The sequence below is a fragment of the Mycobacterium sp. SMC-4 genome (assembly GCF_050205565.1).
Taxonomy (GTDB): Bacteria; Actinomycetota; Actinomycetes; order Mycobacteriales; family Mycobacteriaceae; genus Mycobacterium.
On record NZ_JBNMQU010000003.1, the window covers coordinates 208,869 to 229,947 of the forward strand.

General features: G+C 69.4%; 18 protein-coding genes and 1 tRNA gene. 5 read left to right on the top strand and 14 right to left on the bottom strand.

The features are described 5' to 3' along the window. Positions 1–13 precede the first annotated feature (13 nt). Both ACQI46_RS07795 and ACQI46_RS07800 read left to right on the top strand, forming a co-directional pair. Positions 14–982 (top strand): 4-(cytidine 5'-diphospho)-2-C-methyl-D-erythritol kinase, encoded by a 969-nt coding sequence (locus ACQI46_RS07795; RefSeq protein WP_427093399.1) that lies wholly within the window; start codon positions 14–16, stop codon positions 980–982. Positions 983–1,271: 289 nt separating this feature from the next. Next, entirely contained in the window at positions 1,272–2,906 is a 1,635-nt protein-coding gene (locus tag ACQI46_RS07800; protein WP_427093400.1) for a fatty acyl-AMP ligase, read from the top strand. Positions 2,907–3,115: 209 nt separating this feature from the next. Here ACQI46_RS07800 and ACQI46_RS07805 read toward each other — a convergent pair whose 3' ends face one another. Then, positions 3,116–6,526: a hypothetical protein gene (locus ACQI46_RS07805; RefSeq protein ID WP_427093401.1), complete on the bottom strand. Its 3,411-nt coding sequence runs from the start codon at positions 6,524–6,526 to the stop codon at positions 3,116–3,118. Between the two features lie 262 nt (positions 6,527–6,788). Here ACQI46_RS07805 and ACQI46_RS07810 point away from each other — a divergent pair, with 262 nt between their 5' ends. Both ACQI46_RS07810 and ACQI46_RS07815 read left to right on the top strand, forming a co-directional pair. Continuing rightward, on the top strand, positions 6,789–7,751 hold the full coding sequence (locus ACQI46_RS07810; RefSeq protein WP_427093402.1) for an ATP-binding cassette domain-containing protein: 963 nt from the start codon (positions 6,789–6,791) through the stop codon (positions 7,749–7,751). Further along, the gene (locus tag ACQI46_RS07815; protein WP_427093403.1) at positions 7,748–8,599 is read left to right on the top strand and encodes an ABC transporter permease; all 852 of its coding nucleotides are present in this window, start codon (positions 7,748–7,750) and stop codon (positions 8,597–8,599) included. Before ACQI46_RS07810 ends, ACQI46_RS07815 begins: the two co-directional genes overlap by 4 nt. 3 nt (positions 8,600–8,602) lie before the next feature. On the opposite strand, the gene pth is transcribed toward ACQI46_RS07815, so the two are convergent. From pth to ACQI46_RS07870, 11 genes are all read right to left on the bottom strand, one after another. Next, complete coding sequence (pth, locus tag ACQI46_RS07820) at positions 8,603–9,181, bottom strand: aminoacyl-tRNA hydrolase (RefSeq protein ID WP_427093404.1); 579 nt, start codon at positions 9,179–9,181, stop codon at positions 8,603–8,605. Between the two features lie 12 nt (positions 9,182–9,193). Continuing rightward, positions 9,194–9,844, bottom strand: a complete 651-nt coding sequence (locus ACQI46_RS07825; protein WP_427093405.1) for a 50S ribosomal protein L25/general stress protein Ctc — start codon at positions 9,842–9,844, stop codon at positions 9,194–9,196. Between the two features lie 142 nt (positions 9,845–9,986). Next, positions 9,987–10,856 (bottom strand): oxidoreductase, encoded by an 870-nt coding sequence (locus ACQI46_RS07830; RefSeq protein WP_427093406.1) that lies wholly within the window; start codon positions 10,854–10,856, stop codon positions 9,987–9,989. 25 nt (positions 10,857–10,881) lie between these two features. Beyond that, the gene (locus ACQI46_RS07835) at positions 10,882–11,523 is read right to left on the bottom strand and encodes an LpqN/LpqT family lipoprotein (RefSeq protein ID WP_427093587.1); all 642 of its coding nucleotides are present in this window, start codon (positions 11,521–11,523) and stop codon (positions 10,882–10,884) included. A 35-nt stretch (positions 11,524–11,558) separates the two neighbouring features. Continuing rightward, positions 11,559–11,903 (bottom strand): arsenate reductase (glutaredoxin), encoded by a 345-nt coding sequence (gene arsC, locus ACQI46_RS07840; RefSeq protein WP_427093407.1) that lies wholly within the window; start codon positions 11,901–11,903, stop codon positions 11,559–11,561. 1 nt (position 11,904) lies between these two features. Beyond that, on the bottom strand, positions 11,905–12,885 hold the full coding sequence (locus tag ACQI46_RS07845; RefSeq protein ID WP_427093408.1) for a ribose-phosphate diphosphokinase: 981 nt from the start codon (positions 12,883–12,885) through the stop codon (positions 11,905–11,907). Between the two features lie 102 nt (positions 12,886–12,987). Then, complete coding sequence (glmU, locus tag ACQI46_RS07850) at positions 12,988–14,460, bottom strand: bifunctional UDP-N-acetylglucosamine diphosphorylase/glucosamine-1-phosphate N-acetyltransferase GlmU (protein WP_427093409.1); 1,473 nt, start codon at positions 14,458–14,460, stop codon at positions 12,988–12,990. Positions 14,461–14,547: 87 nt separating this feature from the next. Next, positions 14,548–14,619 (bottom strand) — tRNA-Gln (locus ACQI46_RS07855). A 52-nt stretch (positions 14,620–14,671) separates the two neighbouring features. Then, the gene (locus tag ACQI46_RS07860; protein ID WP_427093410.1) at positions 14,672–15,151 is read right to left on the bottom strand and encodes a GreA/GreB family elongation factor; all 480 of its coding nucleotides are present in this window, start codon (positions 15,149–15,151) and stop codon (positions 14,672–14,674) included. A 108-nt stretch (positions 15,152–15,259) separates the two neighbouring features. Continuing rightward, positions 15,260–16,546, bottom strand: a complete 1,287-nt coding sequence (locus tag ACQI46_RS07865; protein ID WP_427093411.1) for an NAD(P)/FAD-dependent oxidoreductase — start codon at positions 16,544–16,546, stop codon at positions 15,260–15,262. A 118-nt stretch (positions 16,547–16,664) separates the two neighbouring features. Then, positions 16,665–18,176: a PucR family transcriptional regulator gene (locus ACQI46_RS07870; protein ID WP_427093412.1), complete on the bottom strand. Its 1,512-nt coding sequence runs from the start codon at positions 18,174–18,176 to the stop codon at positions 16,665–16,667. A gap of 93 nt (positions 18,177–18,269) precedes the next feature. On the opposite strand from ACQI46_RS07870, the gene ACQI46_RS07875 reads away from it, so the two are divergent. Then, complete coding sequence (locus ACQI46_RS07875; RefSeq protein ID WP_427093588.1) at positions 18,270–18,863, top strand: TetR/AcrR family transcriptional regulator; 594 nt, start codon at positions 18,270–18,272, stop codon at positions 18,861–18,863. A 1-nt stretch (position 18,864) separates the two neighbouring features. Here ACQI46_RS07875 and ACQI46_RS07880 read toward each other — a convergent pair whose 3' ends face one another. Then, the gene (locus ACQI46_RS07880; protein ID WP_427093413.1) at positions 18,865–19,422 is read right to left on the bottom strand and encodes an LppA family lipoprotein; all 558 of its coding nucleotides are present in this window, start codon (positions 19,420–19,422) and stop codon (positions 18,865–18,867) included. Then, positions 19,419–20,987, bottom strand: coding sequence for an alpha/beta hydrolase (locus ACQI46_RS07885; protein WP_427093414.1), 1,569 nt, complete (start codon positions 20,985–20,987; stop codon positions 19,419–19,421). Before ACQI46_RS07885 ends, ACQI46_RS07880 begins: the two co-directional genes overlap by 4 nt. Between the last annotated feature and the right edge of the window lie 92 nt (positions 20,988–21,079).

Consider the following 21,079-nt stretch of genomic DNA (forward strand, 5'->3'; position numbering starts at 1 on the left):
TTAGTGTCGTGCGGTGTCTGTGGATGAGGGCAGTACCGCCACCGATTGGGTGACCACCGGGTCGGTGACGGTTCGTGTTCCCGGCAAGGTGAACCTCTACCTGGAAGTCGGGGACCGGCGCGACGACGGCTACCACGAATTGGCCACCGTCTTCCATGCGGTGTCGCTGTTCGACGAGGTCACCGTGACCACCGCGGACCTGCTGTCGTTGGAGTTCACCGGGGAGGGCGCCGCCGCGCTGCCCACCGACGAGAACAACATCGCGTGGCGGGCCGCCGTGCTGATGTCCGAACACGTCGGCCGATCACCGGACGTCGCCATCAAGATCGAGAAGTCGATTCCGGTCGCCGGCGGTATGGCCGGCGGCAGCGCCGATGCCGCCGCGGTCCTCGTCGCGATGAACGAACTCTGGGAACTCGGGGTGCCGCGGCGTGATCTGCACAGCCTGGCCGCCCGGCTGGGCAGCGACGTCCCCTTCGCCCTGCACGGCGGCACCGCCCTGGGCACCGGGCGCGGCGAGGAGCTGACCACGGTGCTGGCCCGGGACACCTTCCACTGGGTGCTCGCGTTCGCCGCGGGCGGGCTCTCCACGGCCACCGTGTTCGGTGAGATCGACCGGCTGCGCGCCGAGGAGGGGCCGAGGCTGCCGCCCCGACTGGAATCGCCCGAACCGGTGCTGTCGGCGCTGGCCTCCGGTGATCCGGTCCGGCTGGCCGCGCTGCTGGGCAACGATCTGCAGCCGGCCGCGCTGAACCTGGACCCGTCGTTGCGACGCACCCTGCGCGCCGGCGTCGAGGCCGGCGCACTGGCCGGTGTGGTGTCCGGGTCGGGGCCCACGTGCGCGTTCCTCTGCTCGTCGGCCGACTCGGCGGTGCGGGTCGGCGCCGAGCTCGCGGGGATGGGTGTGTGCCGCACCGTGCGGGTCGCCAGCGGTCCGGTGCCCGGCGCGCGGGTCGTCCCGGGGACGTCGCCGCCCGCCTGAGGGGTGTGACACGTGCCTCAATAATCGCTTGCGTTTGGCAGCTACTTAAGAGTTGCTTAAGATGAGCGACGGTGAGTGCTAGCGGTCGAGCAGTGGACGCGGTCAGCTCTCCCGCCGGAAGCGGCGGGTGGCGGGCTGCCGCTGGCTATGACCTGGCCTTCTGGACATCACCGATTCGAGACACAATCGCTCCCCAATCGTGTGCGCGCCTGCGTGAAAAGGCGGCTGCGCAGGCGGAGCATGGCAAATGGGCATGTGCACCGCTGCAGATGTCGGCGAGGAGGTCGTCGTGAGCAGGTTCACCGAAAAGATGTACGAGAGCGCTCGTAACAGCTCGCGTGGCATGGTGACCGGCGAACCGCATACGCCGGTGCGCCACACCTGGCTCGAGGTGCATGAGCGCGCTCGCTGCATCGCGGGTGGGTTGGCCGCGGCCGGTGTCGGCCTCGGCGACGCCGTCGGTGTCCTGGCCGGTTTCCCGGTGGAGATCGCCCCCACCGCCCAGGGCCTGTGGATGCGCGGCGCCAGCCTCACGATGCTGCACCAGCCGACCCCACGCACCGACCTCGCGCTGTGGGCCGAGGACACGCTGACCGTCATCGGCATGATCGAGGCCAAGGCCGTCATCGTGTCGGAGCCCTTCACCGTCGCGATCCCGGTGCTCGAGGAGAAGGGCATCAAGGTCCTCACGGTCGCCGACCTGCTGGCCTCGGATCCGATCGACCCCATCGACGTCGGCGAGGACGACCTCGCGCTGATGCAGCTGACGTCGGGTTCGACGGGGTCTCCCAAGGCCGTCCAGATCACGCACCGCAACATCCGGTCGAACGCCGAGGCGATGTTCATCGGCGCCGAATACGACGTCGACAAAGACGTGATGGTCAGCTGGCTGCCGTGTTTCCACGACATGGGCATGGTCGGCTTCCTGACCATCCCGATGTACTTCGGTGCCGAACTGGTCAAGGTCACCCCGGTGGACTTCCTCCGCGACACCCTGCTGTGGGCGCGGCTGATCGACAAGTACAAGGGCACCATGACCGCGGCCCCGAACTTCGCGTACGCGCTGTTCGCCAAGCGGTTGCGCCGGCAGGCCAAGCCCGGTGAGTTCGACCTGTCCACGCTGCGCTTCGCGCTGTCGGGCGCCGAGCCCGTCGAGCCGGCCGACGTCGACGATCTGATCGACGCGGGCAAGCCGTTCGGGCTGCAGCCCGAGGCCATCCTGCCCGCGTACGGCATGGCCGAGACGACGCTGGCGGTGTCGTTCTCGCCGTGCGGCGCGGGTCTGGTGGTCGACGAGGTCGACGCCGATCTGCTGGCCGCGCTGCGCCGCGCCGTGCCGGCGACCAAGGGCCATACCAAGCGGCTGGCCACCCTTGGTCCGCTGCTCAAGGATCTGGAAGCCCGCGTCATCGACGACCACGGCAACGTGATGCCGCCGCGCGGCGTCGGTGTAATCGAACTGCGCGGCGAATGCGTGTCCCCGGGCTACATGACGATGGGCGGCTTCATCCCGGCGCAGGACGAGCACGGCTGGTACGACACCGGTGACCTCGGCTACCTGACCGAAGAGGGTCACGTCGTCGTGTGCGGTCGCGTCAAGGACGTCATCATCATGGCCGGCCGCAACATCTATCCCACCGACATCGAGCGCGCTGCCGGCCGCGTCGAAGGCGTGCGCCCCGGCTGTGCCGTCGCGGTCCGGCTGGACGCCGGCCACTCGCGGGAGACGTTCGCCGTCGCGGTCGAGTCGAACGCCTGGCAGGATCCGGTCGAGGTGCGCCGCATCGAGCACCAGGTGGCCCACGAGGTCGTCGCGGAGGTCGACGTACGGCCGCGCAATGTCGTGGTGCTCGGGCCGGGCAGCATCCCGAAGACCTCGTCGGGCAAGCTGCGTCGTTCGACGTCGGTCTCGTTGGTCACCTAGTCACCTCGTTTTGCCGAGCGCGCGTGTCTGTTGGTTGACACGCCGCGCGGGTGCAGCAGTTCACGCGCACTCGTGGCCGGCGAGCGCGCGCACAGGACCAACTATCGCGGCGTGTCCAGGAACAGACATGCGCGCTCGCGCAAACGGGGTGACAGCCGAAAATCCCGGCAGCCCAAAGAGATCGGGCCCGCCGGGACTCGGTGCTCGCCTCAGCCGAGGGACTTCCTCGAGACGGTGATCAGCTCGTAATCGTCGGCCTGCCAACCGCCCATGAACACACCCAGCGGGATCGCCTTACCCTGCCCGACCAGCTTGCCGTCATCAGACATCGAGCTGTCGTTGACATAGACGAGTCTGCGCTTGAGATCGACCTGGGTGACGACGGCCGCGTGGTCGGCCACGGTGTAGCTGTCTCCCGGCCCGGGCGTGAAATCGGTGACCGCAGTCCAGATCACGGAAACCGGGTAGCTGACCATCACCGCGTGGCCGGTGGCCAGGGCGAACTGCATGTCGAGCAGTGCGCGTTCGCCGTCCTCCGGCGTGGCCGCGGTGATCTGGTTGCCGTACTTGTCGTAGGTTCCGTACTTCTTGTAGGTCGCCTCCAGACCGAAGTGCTGTCGGATCAACTCGACCGCGTCGCGCTCGCTGACGCCTTCGTCGATCTTCTCGTGCAGATACATCTTGCGGCCCGGGTCCGCCACGCTGTCGGTGGTCTTGGCGAGGTCGACCATGTACGCCTCGGTCGGCGGGGTGCCCATGGTGGCTTGGCCGATGGCCGCTGCAGTCGCCTGTAGCACGCAGTTGGAGTAGCTCTGAGCCACCCAATACTCCTTGGCGTCCTCTGCGTCGCCGTACTGCTGGTCACCCACAACCGCGACGTCGATCTGTTGATCGATGGTGTCGGCCTCGGCGAAGCCGAGCCGGACAGCGAAATTGTGCAGCAAGGTCTGCAGAAGGCCTGCCAGACCTGGCATTCGGGCCGCAGCTCCGTTGTCGATGGTGATGACGAAGCTGTCGGTGATCCCTGGACGGATCAGTGCTGCGTTCGCGACGTACGTGTAGGTCCCCGGCGTGGAACCAGGCACCAGGGTGCCGTATCGCGGTTTCTCCTTGATCGTGTATGTGACACCAAATCCGTTGTTGCCCCGGCCATTCAGCTCGACGACGATTTCCTTCGTCGTTTCGTCCTGCCCGGAGATCTCGACATCTGCGCTCGGTGCCCGATTGAAGAAGATGTAGGACAGCATCCGCCCGAGGTCGAAGCGCGGTGCCGGAGTGCTCCACGAGGACGCTGCCATCGACGCGCTCGTCGCAGCAGGACCGTCCTCACCGGGCTTTCCCTCGTTCCCGTCGGCTGCGCGTGTGCCGGCGCTGTCGGTCCCGCCGACCCCACCGGCTCCCGCTTCACCGCCCTGTCCGCCGCCGCCGTCGACAGGAGCACCACCGCCGCCGTTGCCGCCGTCGCCACCGGCTCCGCCGACACTGGCAGTTCCCGCATTGCCGCCGTTGCCGCCTTGGCCGCCCGCACCGCCGTTGCCGCCGTCGCCACCTTGTTCGCCGTCTTCGCCGGGGCCGCCCGAGCCGCCGTTTCCGCCGTCGCCGCCGGCGCCCGCATCGCCGCCCGTGTGGTCTTCGTCTGCGTCTCCGCCTCGGCCGCCGTTGCCGCCCTCACCACCCGCGCCGCCGGCTGAACCCGCACCCCCGACGGCGCCGTTGCCGCCGTTGCCCCCGTTGCCGGCATCTCCGCCGTCGCTGCCGTCGTTCGACTCGCCGCCGTCGCCACCTGCGCCGCCTGCGCCGCCCGCACCGCCGATCCCGCTGTCGCCTGCGGTGCCGTCGGCGCGAATGAAGAAGAGGAGTCGGCCGCTGCCGGCGAGGCCTCCGAGGGATCCGCCAGGTCCGCCGCTGCCGCCGTTCCCGCCGTGTCCGCCGTCGGCGCCGGGACCGGTTTCGACCTGCCACGGACTGAGGCCGGTACCGCCCTTACCGCCTGTGCCGCCCGCACCGCCTGCGCCCCCGTCGCCGCCGGCACCGAAGATGCGGCTGCCGTTGCCCCCGTTGCCGCCGCTGCCGCCGGCACTGCCCACGGCGCCGTCACCGCCGTCGGGAATCTCAACGGAGCCATTGGTTCCCGGTACACCGTCCTGGCCGCGACCGCCGTCACCGCCGTCGCCGCCCGCACCGAACAGGGACAAGAACCCGACGTTCCCTCCGTGACCGCCGTCGCCACCGCCGGCGCCACCGGCACCGCCGTCGCCTCCGTTGCCGATGAACAACCCGGCGCGTCCGCCGTTGCCGCCGTCTCCGCCGTGGTTGCCGCTGCTGCCGTGCCGCGGGCTGTTGCCGCCGTCCCCGCCGACACCGCCCGTGGCGACCACCGCCAGGAACCCGGCGTTGCCGCCGTCTCCGCCCCGGCCGCCGAAGCTGGCCGCGCCGCCCGTACCGCCCGCGCCCGCGGTGCCGGCCAGCGAGATCAGGCCGGTGTCGCCTCCGCGGCCGCCGATGCCGCCGGTTTCCCCGTTGAGGATGGCGCTGCCACCGCGGCCGCCGGTGCCGCCGTCACCCCAGAGCATGCCGCCGTTGCCGCCTCGACCGCCGGTCCCACCGTGGAACTGGCCGGTGGAGGAGCCGCCGTCGCCGCCTGCGCCACCATGACCGAGCAGTCCCGCCGAGCCGCCGCGACCGCCCACCGAGCCCTCGACGGTGGTCGCGCCGTCACCGCCGATGCCGCCGTCGCCGTAGACCAGGCCGCCTCGTCCGCCCGCTCCGCCGGCTCCTCCGTTGAGGCCGGCGACGCCGTTGCCGCCGTTACCTCCGGCACCGAAAAGCCCGGCGTTTCCGCCGTTTCCGCCGTTGAAACCGTCCCCGCCGGAGCCGAAGATCCCGCCGTTGCCGCCTCTGCAGGACGTGGTCACAGGACAGGTGTCGGCCGTCCACGAGTAGCCGTCGCCGAACAGGATGCCGCCGTTGGGTCGGGCGGCCGTGCCGTTGCCGAACAAGAACGAGAAGAGCCCCGGAGTGGCCAGGGGATTGACCGGAGCGAGGTTCTTGGCGGCGACTTCTTGTGCTGCCTCGATGGTTTCGTCCGACAACCAGAATTCGGTCGTCGTCACCACAGGAGCGGCGGCGCGCTTGGGGGTGACTGCCGGCTCGCTCACTGCGGTGGAGACGCCCTCCGGCTCCGGGTCGTCCGTGCGGTCAGAGCGCAGCGGCAGGGCGTCGTCGTCGGCGTCCTCGGCCTCGATGGCCGAGCTCTCGTCGACAGGGGTGGTGACCGCGGCACTGCGGGCCGCGGTCCGCCGGTCGCGCGTATCGGAACCCGTCGACGAACGGGACCGCCTGTTCGTGGCGTCCGAATCCCGGGACGGGCGGTCGCTTTTCGCGCGTGCGGAGTCCGAGGAACTCGACGTGGAGCCGGCTTCGTCCGCTGCGGCCACACCGACCTGTGGCCCCATCAGGGAAAAACCCACGAGGGCCGCGCCGAGACCCGCGGAAGCCGCACCGAGCTTGAGCCACCGCCGTACGGGGAAGTCCTCTGACCGCCGTCGGGCCGTACCTGGCTGTGCCGGCGCGGCGTCGTGGAGCTCGGGTTCGCTCGGGCTTTCCGGTGCAGCAGTCATCGACGATCGTCCCCCTCGCTCGTTCCGTGACGACACACGGAAAAGATTGACGCCCGCGTAAATCGGGGCTTGCTCGGATAGTAGGGACGCGGCAGTGGCATTGCTGGCAAATTTCCGAAATTTTCCCGAGCAAGTTCGTGCACCGGCAATTGCCTGCGATTACCCGAGGTTCAGGACGGTCAGGTCGGACGGACCTTTCGGCGCCATTAGCCTGTGGCGACGTCTCACGGTTCTGTCGCCGTGACCGGATAACGTCGAGGCCATGCACTCAGCACCCGCGATCGAAGCGGTCGATCTGGTGAAGCGGTTCGGCGACGCGACCGTGGTCGATCGGGTCAGCTTCGCCGTCCCGCCGGGCACCGTGCTGGGACTGCTCGGTCCCAACGGCGCGGGCAAGACCACCACCGTGCGGATGATGACCACGCTGACCGAACCGACCAGCGGAACGGCCCGCGTCGCAGGTTATGACGTCCGCACCGAGCCCGACCAGGTGCGCCGCCACATGGGGCTGACCGGCCAGGTGGCCAGCGTCGACGAGGTGCTCACCGGTCGGGAGAACATCCGGATGATCGGTGGCCTCTACGGGATTCGCAGAAAGCACCTGGACAGACTCGGTGATCAACTACTGGAACAGTTTTCGCTCACCGACGCCGGCGACCGGGTGGTCAAGTCGTACTCCGGCGGCATGCGGCGCCGTCTGGATCTGGCGGTCAGCCTGCTGGCGTCACCACCCGTGCTGTTCCTCGACGAACCGACCACCGGCCTCGATCCGCGCAGCCGCACCGAACTGTGGGAGGTGTTGCGCGAGCTGGTGGGCCACGGCACCACGCTGCTGCTGACCACGCAGTACCTCGAGGAGGCCGACCAGTTGGCCGACAACATCGTCGTGATCGACAAGGGCCGGATCATCGCGCAGGGCTCACCGCTGGAACTCAAACAGCAGGCCGGCAGCGCGAGCCTGGTGGTCACCGTCTCGGCGGGCGCCGACCTCGACCGCGCTCGGGAACTGTTGGGCCGCAACGGTGCCGAGGTCTTCGTCGACATCGGTGCGCGCCGGCTCACCGCGTCCGCCGACGGACTCGACGACATGATCACGGTTGCGGGCCGGCTGCGCGACGCCGGCATCGCCGTCGACGACATCGGGTTGTCGCGGCCCAGCCTCGACGACGTCTTCCTGTCCCTGACCGGGCACCGCACCGACGACCACGAGGAGGCCGGCGCATGACCGCACTCGATTCCAAGGCGCGCGCCGCCGTGCGACCCGACCCGGTGCCGACGCACCCGACCAACATCGCCCAGCAGTCGTGGATCATGGTCAAGCGCAACATGATCCACACCAAGCGCATGCCGGAGATGCTCAGCGACGTCACGGCACAGCCCATCATGTTCGTGCTGTTGTTCGCCTTCGTCTTCGGGGCGTCCATCAACACCGGCGGGTCGTCCTACCGGGAATACCTGCTGGCCGGAATCCTGGCGCAGACCATCGTGTTCTCCGCGTTCGTCGTCGCCTCGGGGATCACCGCCGATGTGGAGAAGGGCATCATCGACCGGTTCCGGTCGCTGCCGATCTCCCGCTCGGCGGTGCTGATCGGGCGCAGCATCGCCAGCCTGATCCACTCGTCGTTGGGAGTGGTGGTGATGTCGGTGACCGGGTTGGCGATCGGCTGGCGTATTCGCAACAGCGTGGCCGAGGCTGTTCTGGCGTTCGCGCTGCTGTTGTTGTTCGGCTTCGGGATGATCTGGTTCGGCATCCTGGTGGGCTCGCTGATGCGCACGGTCGAGGCGGTCAACGGTGTCATGTTCACCGTGCTGTTCCCGATCACGTTCCTGGCCAACACTTTTGTCCCCACCGAACCGATGCCGCACTGGCTGCGCGTCATCGCCGAATGGAACCCCGTCTCGTCGCTGGCCCAGGCCATGCGCGAACTGTGGGGCAACGGGGGACCGGCACCCGCGGGAGCCCAGCTGCCGCTGCACCACCCGGTGCTGTCGACCGTGCTGTGGTCGCTGGCGCTGACAGCGGTGTTCGCGCCGTTCGCGCTGTACGCCTATCGGCGGCGCACGTCGGACTGAAACTCAGCCCCAGGCGTGCACGGTGTTCTGCGCGGTTTCCAGCCCTTGGGCGATCAGGAGTTCGGTGGCGTCGGCGGCCTGCTCACAGATGGTGCCGACCTCGGGCCGCTCCCGCGAGTTGAAGTTCTCCAGCACGAAAGACGCCCCGGACTGGCGACCGGGCGGGCGGCCGATACCGATGCGTACCCGCTGAAAGTCGTTGGTGCCCAGGGCCGATCCGACTGACCGCAGACCGTTGTGCCCGGCGACGCCGCCACCGAACTTCAACCGGATCCGGCCGAAGTCGATGTCGAGCTCGTCGTGGAGCACGATCACGTCGGCCGGAGCCACGGAGTAGAACTTCGCGAGTGGGCCGACATGGCGGCCCGACTCGTTCATGTACGTGCGCGGCTTGGCCAGCACCACCGACTTCCCGCCGAGGCGCCCGGTGACCACCTCGGCCCCCGACTTCTTGTGCACCTTGAATCCGGTGCCGATGCGATCGGCGAGGATGTCGGCGACCAGGAAGCCGAGGTTGTGCCGGGTGGTGGCGTACTGCGGACCGGGGTTGCCCAGGCCGACCACCAATACGGGCTCGGCCATGAACGTGTCGTCCTACTCGGCGTTGTCGCTGTCGGAAACGCCGGCCTCGGCGGCTTCGGCCGACTGCTCCTCGAGAGTCGCGCCGCCGCCCTCGGACTCGAGCTCCTCGGCCGTCGGGGCCGCGACGACGTTGACCACGAGCGTCTCCGGATCGGTCACCAGGGTCACGCCGGACGGCAGCTCGAGCTGGCCGGCCAGGAACTGGGTGCCTTCCTCGACGCCTTCGACCGAGACGGTCAGCTGCTCGGGGATCGACAGGGCCTCGGCCTCGATCTCGACGGTGTTGACTTCCTGGGTGACCAGAGTGCCGGGGACGGCCTCGCCTTCGAAGACCACGTTGACCTCGACGACGACCTTCTCGCCGCGCTTCACGACCAGCAGGTCGGCGTGCTGGATGGAGCGGCGGATCGGGTGGATGTCGAGGGCCTTGGTCAGCGCGAGCTGTTCGGTGCCGTCGATGTCGAGGGTCAGCACCGCGTTGGTACCGGCGTGGCGCAGCACGGCCGCGAAGTCGCGGGCGTTGAGCTCGAGGTGCTGCGGCTCGGTGCCGTGGCCGTAGAGGACCGCGGGGACGCGGCCCTCGCGGCGGGCGCGACGCGACGCACCCTTACCGGTGGCGTTGCGGACCGTCGCGGTCAGATTGTTGGTGGGGGTCTGTGCCATGGTGCTGCTCCTGTGCCGAAGGTCGAATACTCGGGCACGGCCAGGGTCGCTCACAGATGAAGTACTGGTTCCCGTCGATAACGGTGGCTCGCAGGGGGCCACCCTCGCCGTGACGCGTCCGCCAGATTAGCGCAGTGGGCCCTCAGAGCGGAAATCGCACACCGGTGAGGTCCTCGGACAGCGACCACAGACCTGCGGCTTTGGCGCGATCACGCGCCAGTGGGCTGCGCCAGCGCGAGCCCGTCGTGCCCGTCGTCATGAACCGCGGTCCGACGAAGCTGTCGCCGGGCACGTCGGCGGCGACCGCGTACAGCGTCTGCCGTGCGCCGAAGTCCGCGTCCGTGGCCATCACGCGGTTGCCCATCGCGGCGACGCGAGTGCCGAAGCGGTTGCCGCTCTGCCCCTGCAGGTTGGTGGCCGAATAGCCGGGGTGGGCGGCCACCGCCCGGACCGCTGAGCCCGCGGCGGTCAACTTGCGGTGCAGCTCGCTGGTGAACAGCAGGTTGGCCAGCTTCGACTGTGCATAGGCCGGCCAGGCCAGGTAGGGGCGGGACTTCCAATTCAGGTCGGTCAGGCTGACGTAGCCGAACAGGTGCATCAGCGACGACACCGTCACCACGCGCTCGGTGATCTTGGGCAGCAGCAGGTTGGTCAGCGCGAAGTGGCCCAGGTGGTTGGTGCCGATCTGGCTTTCGAAGCCGTCCACGGTGCGCGCGTAGGGCACCGCCATGATGCCGGCGTTGTTGACCAGCACGTCGAGGTGGTCGGTGCCGTCGGCGAATTCCTGCACCGACGCCAGGTCCTGCAGGTCGAGCTTGCGGACCTGCACGTCGCCGGTCATCGTCGCGGCGGCCTCCCGCCCCTTGTCCAGGTTGCGCACCGCCAGGATGGTGGTGGCGCCGGCGCGGGCCAGTTCGCGGGCCGTGACCAGGCCCAGCCCACTGTTGGCGCCGGTGACGACGACGGTTCGGCCGGCGAAGGAGGGAAGATCGGCTGCGGTCCAGGCGGTCATGGCCACACCCTAGTGCGGACGGGTGTCAGGGACGTGGCGTCTTGGGTACCTCGACGGTGAACCCGTTGATGATGGCCTCGATGTCGGATGATTCCTCGGCGGCCTTGTCGGCGAACCCGGTGACGGTGAACTGCACCAGATACCGCTGCCGCTGGGGCGGCGCGCCGGTGGGCAGCACGATGCGGTTGTAGCTGTGCATCCGGGCGCCGTTGAGGTCGTAGCTGCCTTCGATCATCGACGACGGGAAACCCTTGAAGTCGGCGCGGGAGGCGTTGAGCTGCCGGAAGTTCTCCGAGGTCTGCGCGTCGACGTCGGCGTGGTTCAGCGCCTCGGCCACATCGAAGTCGCCGGTGAGCTCGAAGACCATCAGCATCGCGGTGGGATATGTCGCGCCCTTGGCGATCACCCGGGTGCCCGGGCTGAGGTTGGGATTCTGGTAGGGGTGCCACCCCGGCGGTGTCGGCATCGTGACGGTCAGGTCGGTGAGCTTGTCGGGGGCGACCTGCTGACCGGCCACGCCCTGGCGTTCCAGCCACGCCGCGATCGACAGGCGCTCTTCCTGCTCGCCCTCGGGACCTGCGGCGGCTGCCGAGGTGGTGGTGGTCGTCGTCGACCAGATCGTCTGGTAGTCCGGCGCTTCGGGCGCACACGCCGTCAACGCCAGCATCGCCACGACCGTCGGTATCGGCCGGCGGCGAACTCTCACAGAATCTCGCGGACGTTGTCGAGGGGACGCGCCAGGCGGGTGCCCTTTCCGGTCACCACGAACGGACGCTCGATGAGGATGGGGTGTTCGGCCATCGCATCGAGCAGTTCGTCGTCCGATGCGTCGGCCAACCCGAGTTCGGTGTACAGCGCTTCGCGTTTGCGGACCGCGGTGCGCACGTCGATGCCGGCCTCGCGGATCATCTCCTCCAGTTCGGCGCGTGTGGGCGGCGTCTTGAGGTACAGCACGATCTCGGGCTCGATGCCGCTGTCGCGCAACAGGTCCAGCGTTTTGCGTGACGTCGAGCACTTGGGGTTGTGGTAGATGCGGGCGTCGCTCATGTCAGGCTGACCCATCGAAAAGGCTTGTCACAGAACCGTTGTCGAAGACGGCGCGGATGGTGTTGGCCAGCAGCGGCGCGATCGACAGGATCGTCAGCTGCGGGAACCGCTTCTCTTCGCTGATCGGCAGGGTGTTGGTGACGATCACTTCGCAGGCACCGGAGGAGGCGAGCCGCTCGCGGGCGGGGTCGGACAGCAGGCCGTGCGTCGCGGCGATGATCACGTCGCCGGCGCCGTCCTCCTTGAGCAACCGCACCGCGCCGGCAATGGTGCCGCCGGTATCGATCATGTCGTCGGTCAGCACGCAGGTCTTGCCGCGGACGTCGCCGACGACCCGGTTGGACACCACCTGGTTGGGCACCAACGGATCACGCGTCTTGTGGATGAAGGCCAGCGGCACGCCGCCCAGGGAGTCGGCCCACTTCTCGGCGACCCGCACGCGTCCGGAGTCGGGGGAGACGACCACCATGTCGCGGTCGGTGTAGTTCTCGGCGATGTAGCCGGTGAGCAGTTTCTGGGCCCGCATGTGGTCGACGGGGCCGTCGAAGAAGCCCTGGATCTGGTCGGTGTGCAGGTCGACGGTGACGATTCGGTCGGCACCGGCGGTCTTGAGCAGGTCGGCGATCAGTCGCGCGGAGATGGGTTCGCGGCCGCGGTGCTTCTTGTCCTGCCGCGCATAGGGGTAGAACGGCAGGATCGCGGTGATGCGTTTGGCGCTGCCGCGTTTGAGCGCGTCGATCATGAGCAGTTGCTCCATGATCCACTCGTTCAGCGGCGCCGGGTGGCTCTGCAGTACGAAGGCGTCGCAGCCGCGGACGGACTCTTCGAACCGGACGAAGATCTCGCCGTTGGCGAAGTTGCGGGCAGTCTGCGCGGTGACCGGGACGTCGAGCTCTTTGGCGACCTGGTCGGCCAGTTCGGGGTGCGCCCGGCCCGAGAAGAGCATCAGGTTCTTGCGGTTGTCGGTCCAGTCGTGGCTCACGGGCTGCCTTCGGCGTCGGCGGTGGATACGGGGCCATCGTACGTAGCGCTGACGCGCCTGCGCTGGCGGGTTACCAGAATGCCAACAAAGGGCGGCGAAACGCTACTCGCCGGTAGTTTCGGTGGGATTTCCGGCAGTTTCTGCCCGATTTTCGGCTGCTGCGGCGGCGGTGGCCGCGGCGCTGCCGGGACGTTTGCGGGCCACCCAACCTTCGATGTTGCGTTGATGGGCATCCGACACCGCCAGCGCGCCGGGCGGCACGTCCCTGCGGACCACCGTGCCGGCGCCGGTGTAGGCGCCGTCGCCGACGGTGACGGGCGCGACGAACATGGTGTCCGAGCCGGTGCGGACGTGGGAGCCGATTGTGGTGCGGTTCTTGGTTTCTCCGTCGTAGTTGACGAAGACGCTGGACGCGCCGATGTTGCTGTGTTCGCCGATGTCGGCGTCGCCGACGTAGGTCAGGTGCGGCACCTTGGTGCCGGTGCCGATGGAGGCGTTCTTGGTTTCGACGAACGCACCGAGCTTGCCGGCGCCGCCCAGCACGGTGCCGGGTCGCAGGTAGGTGAACGGGCCGACGACGGCGTCGGCACCGATCGTCGAGGCGTTGCCGTGGGTGCGCACCACCGAGGCGCCGTCGCCGACGGTGACGTCGGTCAGGGTGCTGTCCGGGCCGATCTCGCAGCGCTCGCCGACGACGGTCTGTCCGAGCAGTTGGGTGCCCGGGCGCACCGTGGTGTCGCGGCCGATGGTCACGTCGACGTCGATCCACGTGGTGGCCGGGTCGATGACGGTGACGCCGGCGCGTTGATGCCGTGCCACGATGCGGCGGTTGAGTTCGGCGCCGAGTTCGGCCAGCTGGACGCGGTCGTTGACGCCGGCCACCAGCGCGGGGTCGGCGACATGCTCGGCGCGGACGACGTGCCCGTCGGCGCGGGCGATGGCCACCACGTCGGTCAGGTACAGCTCGCCTTGCGCGTTGTCGGTGCGCAGCCGGCTCAGCGCCGAGCGCAGCGTCGCCGCGTCGAACGCGTACACCCCGGTGTTGACCTCGGTGATGGCCTGCTGCTCGGGGGTGGCGTCGGTTTGTTCGACGATGCCGGTGACCTCGCCGTCGGTGTTGCGCAGGATGCGTCCGTAGCCGGTCGGATCGGACGCGGTCGTGGTCAGCACGGTGGCCGCGGCGTCGGCGGCGTCGTGGGTGGCGATCAGGCCGGCAAGCGTGTCGGTGTCGAGCAGCGGGACGTCACCGGCGGTGACGACGACGGTGCCGGTGAAGTCCTGCGGCAGCGCCGACAGGCCGCGTTCGGCGGCGTGTCCGGTGCCGAGTTGCTGTTCCTGGACGGCGATTTCGATGTCGCGGCCCAGTTGCTGCCCGATCGCCGATGCTGCCGGCGCGACGCGTTCGCGGTCTTTGCCGACCACCACGACGACGTGGTGCGGCGCGACTCCGGCGACTGCGTGCAGCGCGTGGGCGAGCATGGTGCGTCCGCCCAGCGCGTGCAGCACCTTGGGGGTGTCCGACTTCATCCGGGTGCCCGCACCTGCGGCCAGAATGAGAACCGCGGCCTGCCGCATACTTCGTCGTCCTTCCCCCGCGAGTGCGCGTGTCTGCACCTGAACACACCGCTGCAGGGTGTCCTTCAGCGCACGCTCGCGATGATGCTCCGTCGCCAGGACTCGAACCTGAACTATCTGAACCAAAATCAGAGGTGCTGCCGATTACACCACGACGGATCGGAGACGGATCGGACGTCTCGTCAAGCGTGCACTTTAGCCGACGTGGCGATCAGCCGGCGGCAGCGCTGTCGAGCTCGTGAGCGCCGAACGGCTTGGCCGTCAACACCGTCACCTGCTGGATGGTGCCGTTGGGCAGCTGGTAGCTGCGCTGCTCACCGGGCTTGGCGCCCAGCAGCGCGCTGCCCAGCGGGGAGTTCACCGTGTAGACGTCCAGTTCGGTGTCGGAGGTGCCCCGGGTGCCGAGCAGGAAGGATTCGGTGTCGCCGGCGTCGTCGTAGCGCACGGTGACCACCATGCCGGGTTCGACGACGCCGTCGTCCGGCGGGAGGGTGGACCCGTCGGCCTTGCTCAGCAGCTCGTGGATTTCGCGGATGCGTTCCTTGCGCGCCAGCCATGCGTCGACGACCTGGTCGGTGCGTTCGCCTTCTTCGGCGTCGGCCGGGTTGGGGAGGGCCAACAGTTCGGCGAGCTCGGTTTCCAGGCTCTGGCGGGTCTGCGGTGTCATCCAGATGCGGTCGTTGTCGTACACGGGAGTATTTCCTTCCGGTGAGAGTGGTTGCCGTCAGGGGCGGGCCGAAGAAGGAAAGCTCCGCCCCTGACGACCGGGGAAACCCTCGAGAACGAGGGAGTGAAGTGGTCAGCCGCCGGTGGGTGGTTCCGACGTCCGTGGCCGACGCCGTAGCGGGTCGAACGGCCGTAGTGCCTCGGGTTGTTTGCCGGTGGTGATCTGCTCGGCCAACAGCCGGCCGGTGGCCGGGCCGTGCGCCAGACCCCACATGCCGTGGCCGCCTGCGGTGTAGACGCCGGGTTCCAGCTCGCCGATCAGTGGTTTGCCGTCGTCGGTGACCGGTCGCGGTCCGACCCACAGGTCGTGCCGCTGGTCCCATCGCACGCCGTCGAGCAGCGGAGCTGCCGACGCGACGATCGCCTCGATGCGGCGCGGCACCAGCGGTTCGGACGGGCCGCGGAACTCCATGGTTCCGGCGACGCGCAGACCGCCGCGGTAGGGCGTGCAGGCGACGCGGGCTTCGGGCAGGTAGATGGGGCCCGGAAGGGCCCGGTCGACCGGCACGGTGAACGAGTAACCGCGACCGGCCTGCAGGCGGACCCGCACGCGATGGCCGGTCAGCGAAGGCAGCCAGGCGCCGGCGGCGAGCACGACGGCGTCGGCGTGCACCGATTCGCCGCTGCGTAGCAGCACCTGCACCCCAGCGCCGCCGGAGAAGCCGACCACTTCGTCGGTGACGATGTGTCCGTCGCGGTCGGCGACGGCCTGTCCCAGCGCGTGGGTGAACCGGCCCGGGTCGACGAACCGCTGCCCGGACACGCTGACCACGGTCGAGACGTCCGACGACGCCAGCGGGACCTGCTCGTGCATGGCGGCGCCGGTGAGCATCTCGGCGTGCACCTCATGGTTGGCGGTGCCCATGTGGTTCAGCTCGGTCAGGAATGCCGACGCCTTCTGCGGGTTGCGGAACGCCACCGCGATGGAGGTGTCGGTGACCGGTGCGTCGACGCCGTTGGCCACGAGCACGTCGTAGGTCTCGATGGCCTCGTCGTTGAGGACGGCGTTGGCCGACACGGCCTCCTGCCACGTCGAGGTGCGGCAGTTCGCGGCGAACCGCGTCAGGAACCGGATCAGCGTCGCGTCGGGGCGCAGCGGAATGTGCAGGGCCGCGGCCGGGTCGGCCAGTGACCGCAGGCCTTCACGCAGGACGGCCGGGGAGTTCAGCGGTGCGGTCAGTGCCGGCGAGATCCAGCCGGCATTGCCCCACGAGGCGCCTGCGGCGATGCCTTCGCGGTCCACGACGGTCACTTCGACACCGCGTTCCTGCAGGAACCAGGCGGTGGACAGACCGACGATGCCGGCGCCTACGACGATGACCGACCGAGGGGCGTCGTTCATGCCTGATGTGGTCGGCATCGTTTCCCTCCCGTCGTTTGGCTACACCGATGAGTCCATCGTCCGTGCGCGTGATACGCGTGAGGTTGTTGTGATCCGACAAGCCGACGTGCAGATGATGTGGTGCAGCGACAAACGTCTAGTCGAGGACGGCGAGTGCGATCATCATCGCGAACCGCTTGTGCGAATCGTCGAGGTCGAGGTCGGCGATCTCGGCCATACGCCGCATCCGGTACCGGATGGTGTTCTCGTGCACGCCCAGTCGGGCGGCGGTCCGCCCCGGGTCGCCGTGTTCCTGCAGCCACGTGCGCAGCGTGCTGACGTAAGCGGTGCCGTGCGCGCGGTCGTGGTCGCGCAGTTCGGCGACCGCGCCGCGGAACTGGGTCCGCCCGGACTGCGCGGCCGTACGCAGCCGCTGCAGGAGCAGGTCGTCCCAGGACTCGTCGTAGGCGGGGAAGACGTCCGGGTCGGTGCTCTCCTGCAGGGCCAGGCATTCGTCGGCCTCGGTACGTGCGGCAGCCATCTCGGTGGCCGAGGCCGGGGCGCTGATCCCGGCCTGGACGACGAACTGCTCGGGCAGGGTGGCGATCAGCCGGCCGACCCAGTCCCGCGCGACGTCGGCTTCCGGTGCGGCCAGCAGCGTGTACACGGTGGTGCCGGCCAGCGCGCTGCGCGACGGACGCGACCAGCCGAACCCGGCCGTCGCGCGTTCGAAGACCTGCAGCAGCGCGGCGTGCCCCTGCCCGCCGTGCTGGGCGCGCAGCGCGATCACCCGCAGATCCCCGGGCGGCAACCCGAGCCGGCTGGCGACCGTCGCCGCGTCGGCCGGGCTCTCCAGCAGGCGGATCACCAGCTCGGATTCCACCTGGCGTTCCAGGTCGGCGCTGGCCCGCGACCGCAACAGATGCAGAGCGACGGTGTGGGCGCCCTCGGTCAGCGCGGTCTGCGCCGGTCCGGCCAGCGGAGCCGAACAGGCCACCCACACCGAACCGAGCAGCTCGCGACCGGCGCGCGCCGCGACCACCATGCGCCCGGTCAGCCCGACGGCCTCGGCGCCGGGGATGAACATCGGCTCGTCGGAGGTGGCCAGGTGGGTGAACGCTCCGTGCTCTTCGAACACCGTCCGCAGGTAGGCCGGGGCCTGCCGTTGCAGGATGGTCGCCACCCGCGCCGGGTCGGTGGATTCCTGGCCGCGTGAGTACGCCAGCACCTGCGAGAGCCGATCCTCGATCACGACGGGCCCGCCGACCGCGCCGGCGAGGCTGTCGGCCAGCGCGAACAGGTCGGTCGGGCCGCGTCCGGACTCCGTCTCGCGACCCTCCATCACCAACCCGTAGACGATCGCGGCGAAATCGCTCCAGGGCATCGCCGAATCGATCGCCACGACGGCGATCTCGGTGGGTTCGGGCGGCATCGCGGTGCCCGACTGGCGGACGATGACGACGGCCGCGCGCGCGGCGCGCGCCCAGTCCAGCGCCTCGTCGACCGATGTCGCGCCCACCGCCAGCAACACGTCGCCGGACACCGTGCGGCCGTCGACGACCTCGGGCAGCACGACGCTGCGCAGCTCGGTGGATCTGACGACCGATGTGACGCGCAGGCGGGCGCCGTATCCGCCGAGGACGTTGATCAGCCGATCCAGCGTGATCACGCTGCTAGAGGCTACCCGTCGCGGCGCAGTTCACCATCTACGCTGAAACCCGTGGCTGGGTCGGAGAAGGAGTTGCGCGCCCCGCGGGCCCGGATGACCGGCACCGAGCGGCGGCAGCAACTGGTCGAGATCGCCAAGTCGCTGTTCGCCGAGCGCGGCTTCGACGGCACCTCGATCGAGGAGATCGCGTTACGCGCCAACGTCAGCAAGCCGGTGGTCTACGAGCACTTCGGCGGCAAGGAAGGCCTGTACGCCGTGGTGGTCGACCGCGAGATGTCGGCGCTGCTGGAGGGCATCACGTCGTCGCTGACCAACAACCGGTCGCGGGTGCGGGTCGAGCGGGTGGCGCTGGCGCTGCTGACCTATGTCGAGGAGCGCACCGACGGGTTTCGCATCCTGATCCGCGATTCGCCGGCCAGCATCACCTCGGGCACGTATTCGACGCTGCTCAACGACGCGGTCAGCCAGGTGGCGTCGATCCTGGCCGGCGACTTCTCGCGACGCGGTCTGGACCCGGATCTGGCGCCGCTGTACGCGCAGGCGCTGGTCGGCTCGGTGTCGATGGCCGCGCAGTGGTGGCTGGACGTGCGGGAACCGAAGAAGGAAGTGGTGGCCGCGCATCTGGTCAACCTGTGTTGGAACGGCCTGACGCACCTGGAGTCCGACCCGGTGCTGCACGAGGAGTGAGTCAGTGCGCGGCCTGCTTGTCGGCCGCGGTCAGGTAGCAGCCGGTGGTGGCCCCGAAGCTGGCCGCCTTCTGGGAGCCGAACGTGACGTAGCCGCCCACCGCGTCGTGCACGTCGAGGTTGGAGACCTGTCCCGGGCCGGGCGCGGGGCTGCGCGTCACCTCACCGGTGTAGCCGTGGCGGCGGGCGATCTCGATGACCGCGTCGGAGGACGCGATCCACAGCTCCGGGGGCACCGGGGTCGGCGACGTGTAGAGCGGGCTGTAGTACTTCAGCCCGCGGGTGGAGGCGAACTCGGCGCACGCGACATCCGAGCGTGCGTTGGTCGGTTCCCATCGGGAGCCCGGGATGATGCGGGTCAACGCGGCCGCGATCTCGGCCAGCATGCGGTCCTGGTCGGCCAGCACGGTCTCGGCGTCGGGGCGCTGCAGCAGTTCGTCGAGTTCGGCGGACGTACCCGGTTCGCCCGATGCCGACGGTGCGGGCGAATCAGCCATGCCGCATCCGCCGAGGGTGAGCACCAGCGCCGCGCACAGCGCGGGTATCGGCCGCCACGTCATTTCTCCTCCCGGATCCAGTTGGCATCGGAGGCTACTCCGGCGACGACGACGGCCTGGTTGTAGAGGGCGGTCGTGTCGGCGTTGAAGTACTCGCTGTGCCCGCTCGCCGCTTTGGTGGGACCGAACGGCGTGTTCTCGGCGTTGGTCGACAGGTCGGTGAAGCCGGGCAGGTCCGACACGATGGTGGTGCCGAAGCGGCCCAGGTTGGCGACGGCGTCGTTGTCGGCGTGCTGGACGAACACGTGCCCCTCGGTGAGGTTGAGCTTCTCCGGTGTGGGGTCGGAGTACAGCTGAAGCGGGTTGGTCTCCAAACCTGGGGAGCCGGTGAAGATCACGTTGTCGGCGGCGGTGCCGCGCTGGAGGGCCTCGCTGGCGACGACCGATCCGTAGGAGTGGCCGATGACGGTGAGGTTCGGGTCTTTGTCGCGGGAGCTGTCCAGCCCGTTGACGAACGACGCCAGGTCGGGGGCCGCGGCGTCGGCGTAGCGGGCCAGCCCGGCTTCGGCGAAGTTGTCCGGCGGGTCGTAGCCCAGCCAGGCGATCGTGGCCGACGTCTCGCCGGGCTTGGCCCGCGACAGCACCTCGTCGGTACGGCGTTTGAGGTCGGCGGCCTGCTGCACGTAGGTGGGCAGGTCGTTGCCCGAGTTGACTTTGTCGTAGGGCACGCCTCCGGTGCCGGGCACGAAAACGCTGACGTTGTCGGCCTTCTCGACGTCGCCGATCGCGACGGCGACGCGCGGCGCGCCGTGGTCCAGGTCGACGACGAGGAGCTGCCGGTCGGTGCGGGGCGTGCCGTCGGGGTGGTTGACGGCCTGGTCGATGGCATCGAGGGTGGCGCGCTGGTCGGCGGTCAGGTTCGGGCGCGCCGCCAGGTCGTCGAGGCGGTTGCGGTTGGCGCGGTCGCGGTAGGAGGCGGGCACGCCGTCGAGGTTGCCGATCCATTCCGGACGCTCGGTGACCAGGCGCTCGCGCTGCTCGTCGGTCAGCCGGTCCCACCATTGGTTGACCTCGGTGTCGGTGGCGTCCTCGGGCGGCTTCAGCGTCTCGATGTTCGGTGGTGGGGCGGCCGGCGGCGGAGCGGCCGGGTCGCCGGCCTGGCGCAGCGTCTCGGCGGTCGCGGCGTCGATCCGGGCGAACTGGGTCAGCATCGCCTTGAGGGCCGTGGTGTAGGCGCCGGCCAGCGCGGGCGTCATCAACATGCTGCCGGCGGTGGGGGTCACCGTGCCGTCGTCGTCGACGACGGCACCGAGCATCGCGGCCTGATTCGCCATCGCGAGGATCTCGGTGCGCAGTGCCCCGAGGTTCGCGCCGGCCGACGCCAGCGCGGTCGCCATCGTGTTGAGCCGCGTGACGGTCAGCTGTTGGCGATCCAGGTCGGCTTCGGCTCGGGCGGTCGCGGCGTCCGCGGCCGCGCCCTGCCACGCGTCACGCATCGTCGCCAGCGCGTGCCGCTGCCGCGCGATCTCGTCGGTGAGGGCGGTGGCCTTGGCCCGCAGCTGTTCGGCGGAGGCGGTCAGCGCCGGCGGATCCGAGGCTTCGACGGTCGAGATCGTGACCAATGACACCCCCGCGGACCGATTCTGGCGTTCGTGACGCTAGCACCGACGGGCGACCTGATGCCGCGGCGGCACGGGGCGCGCCGGATGCCTACGATGGA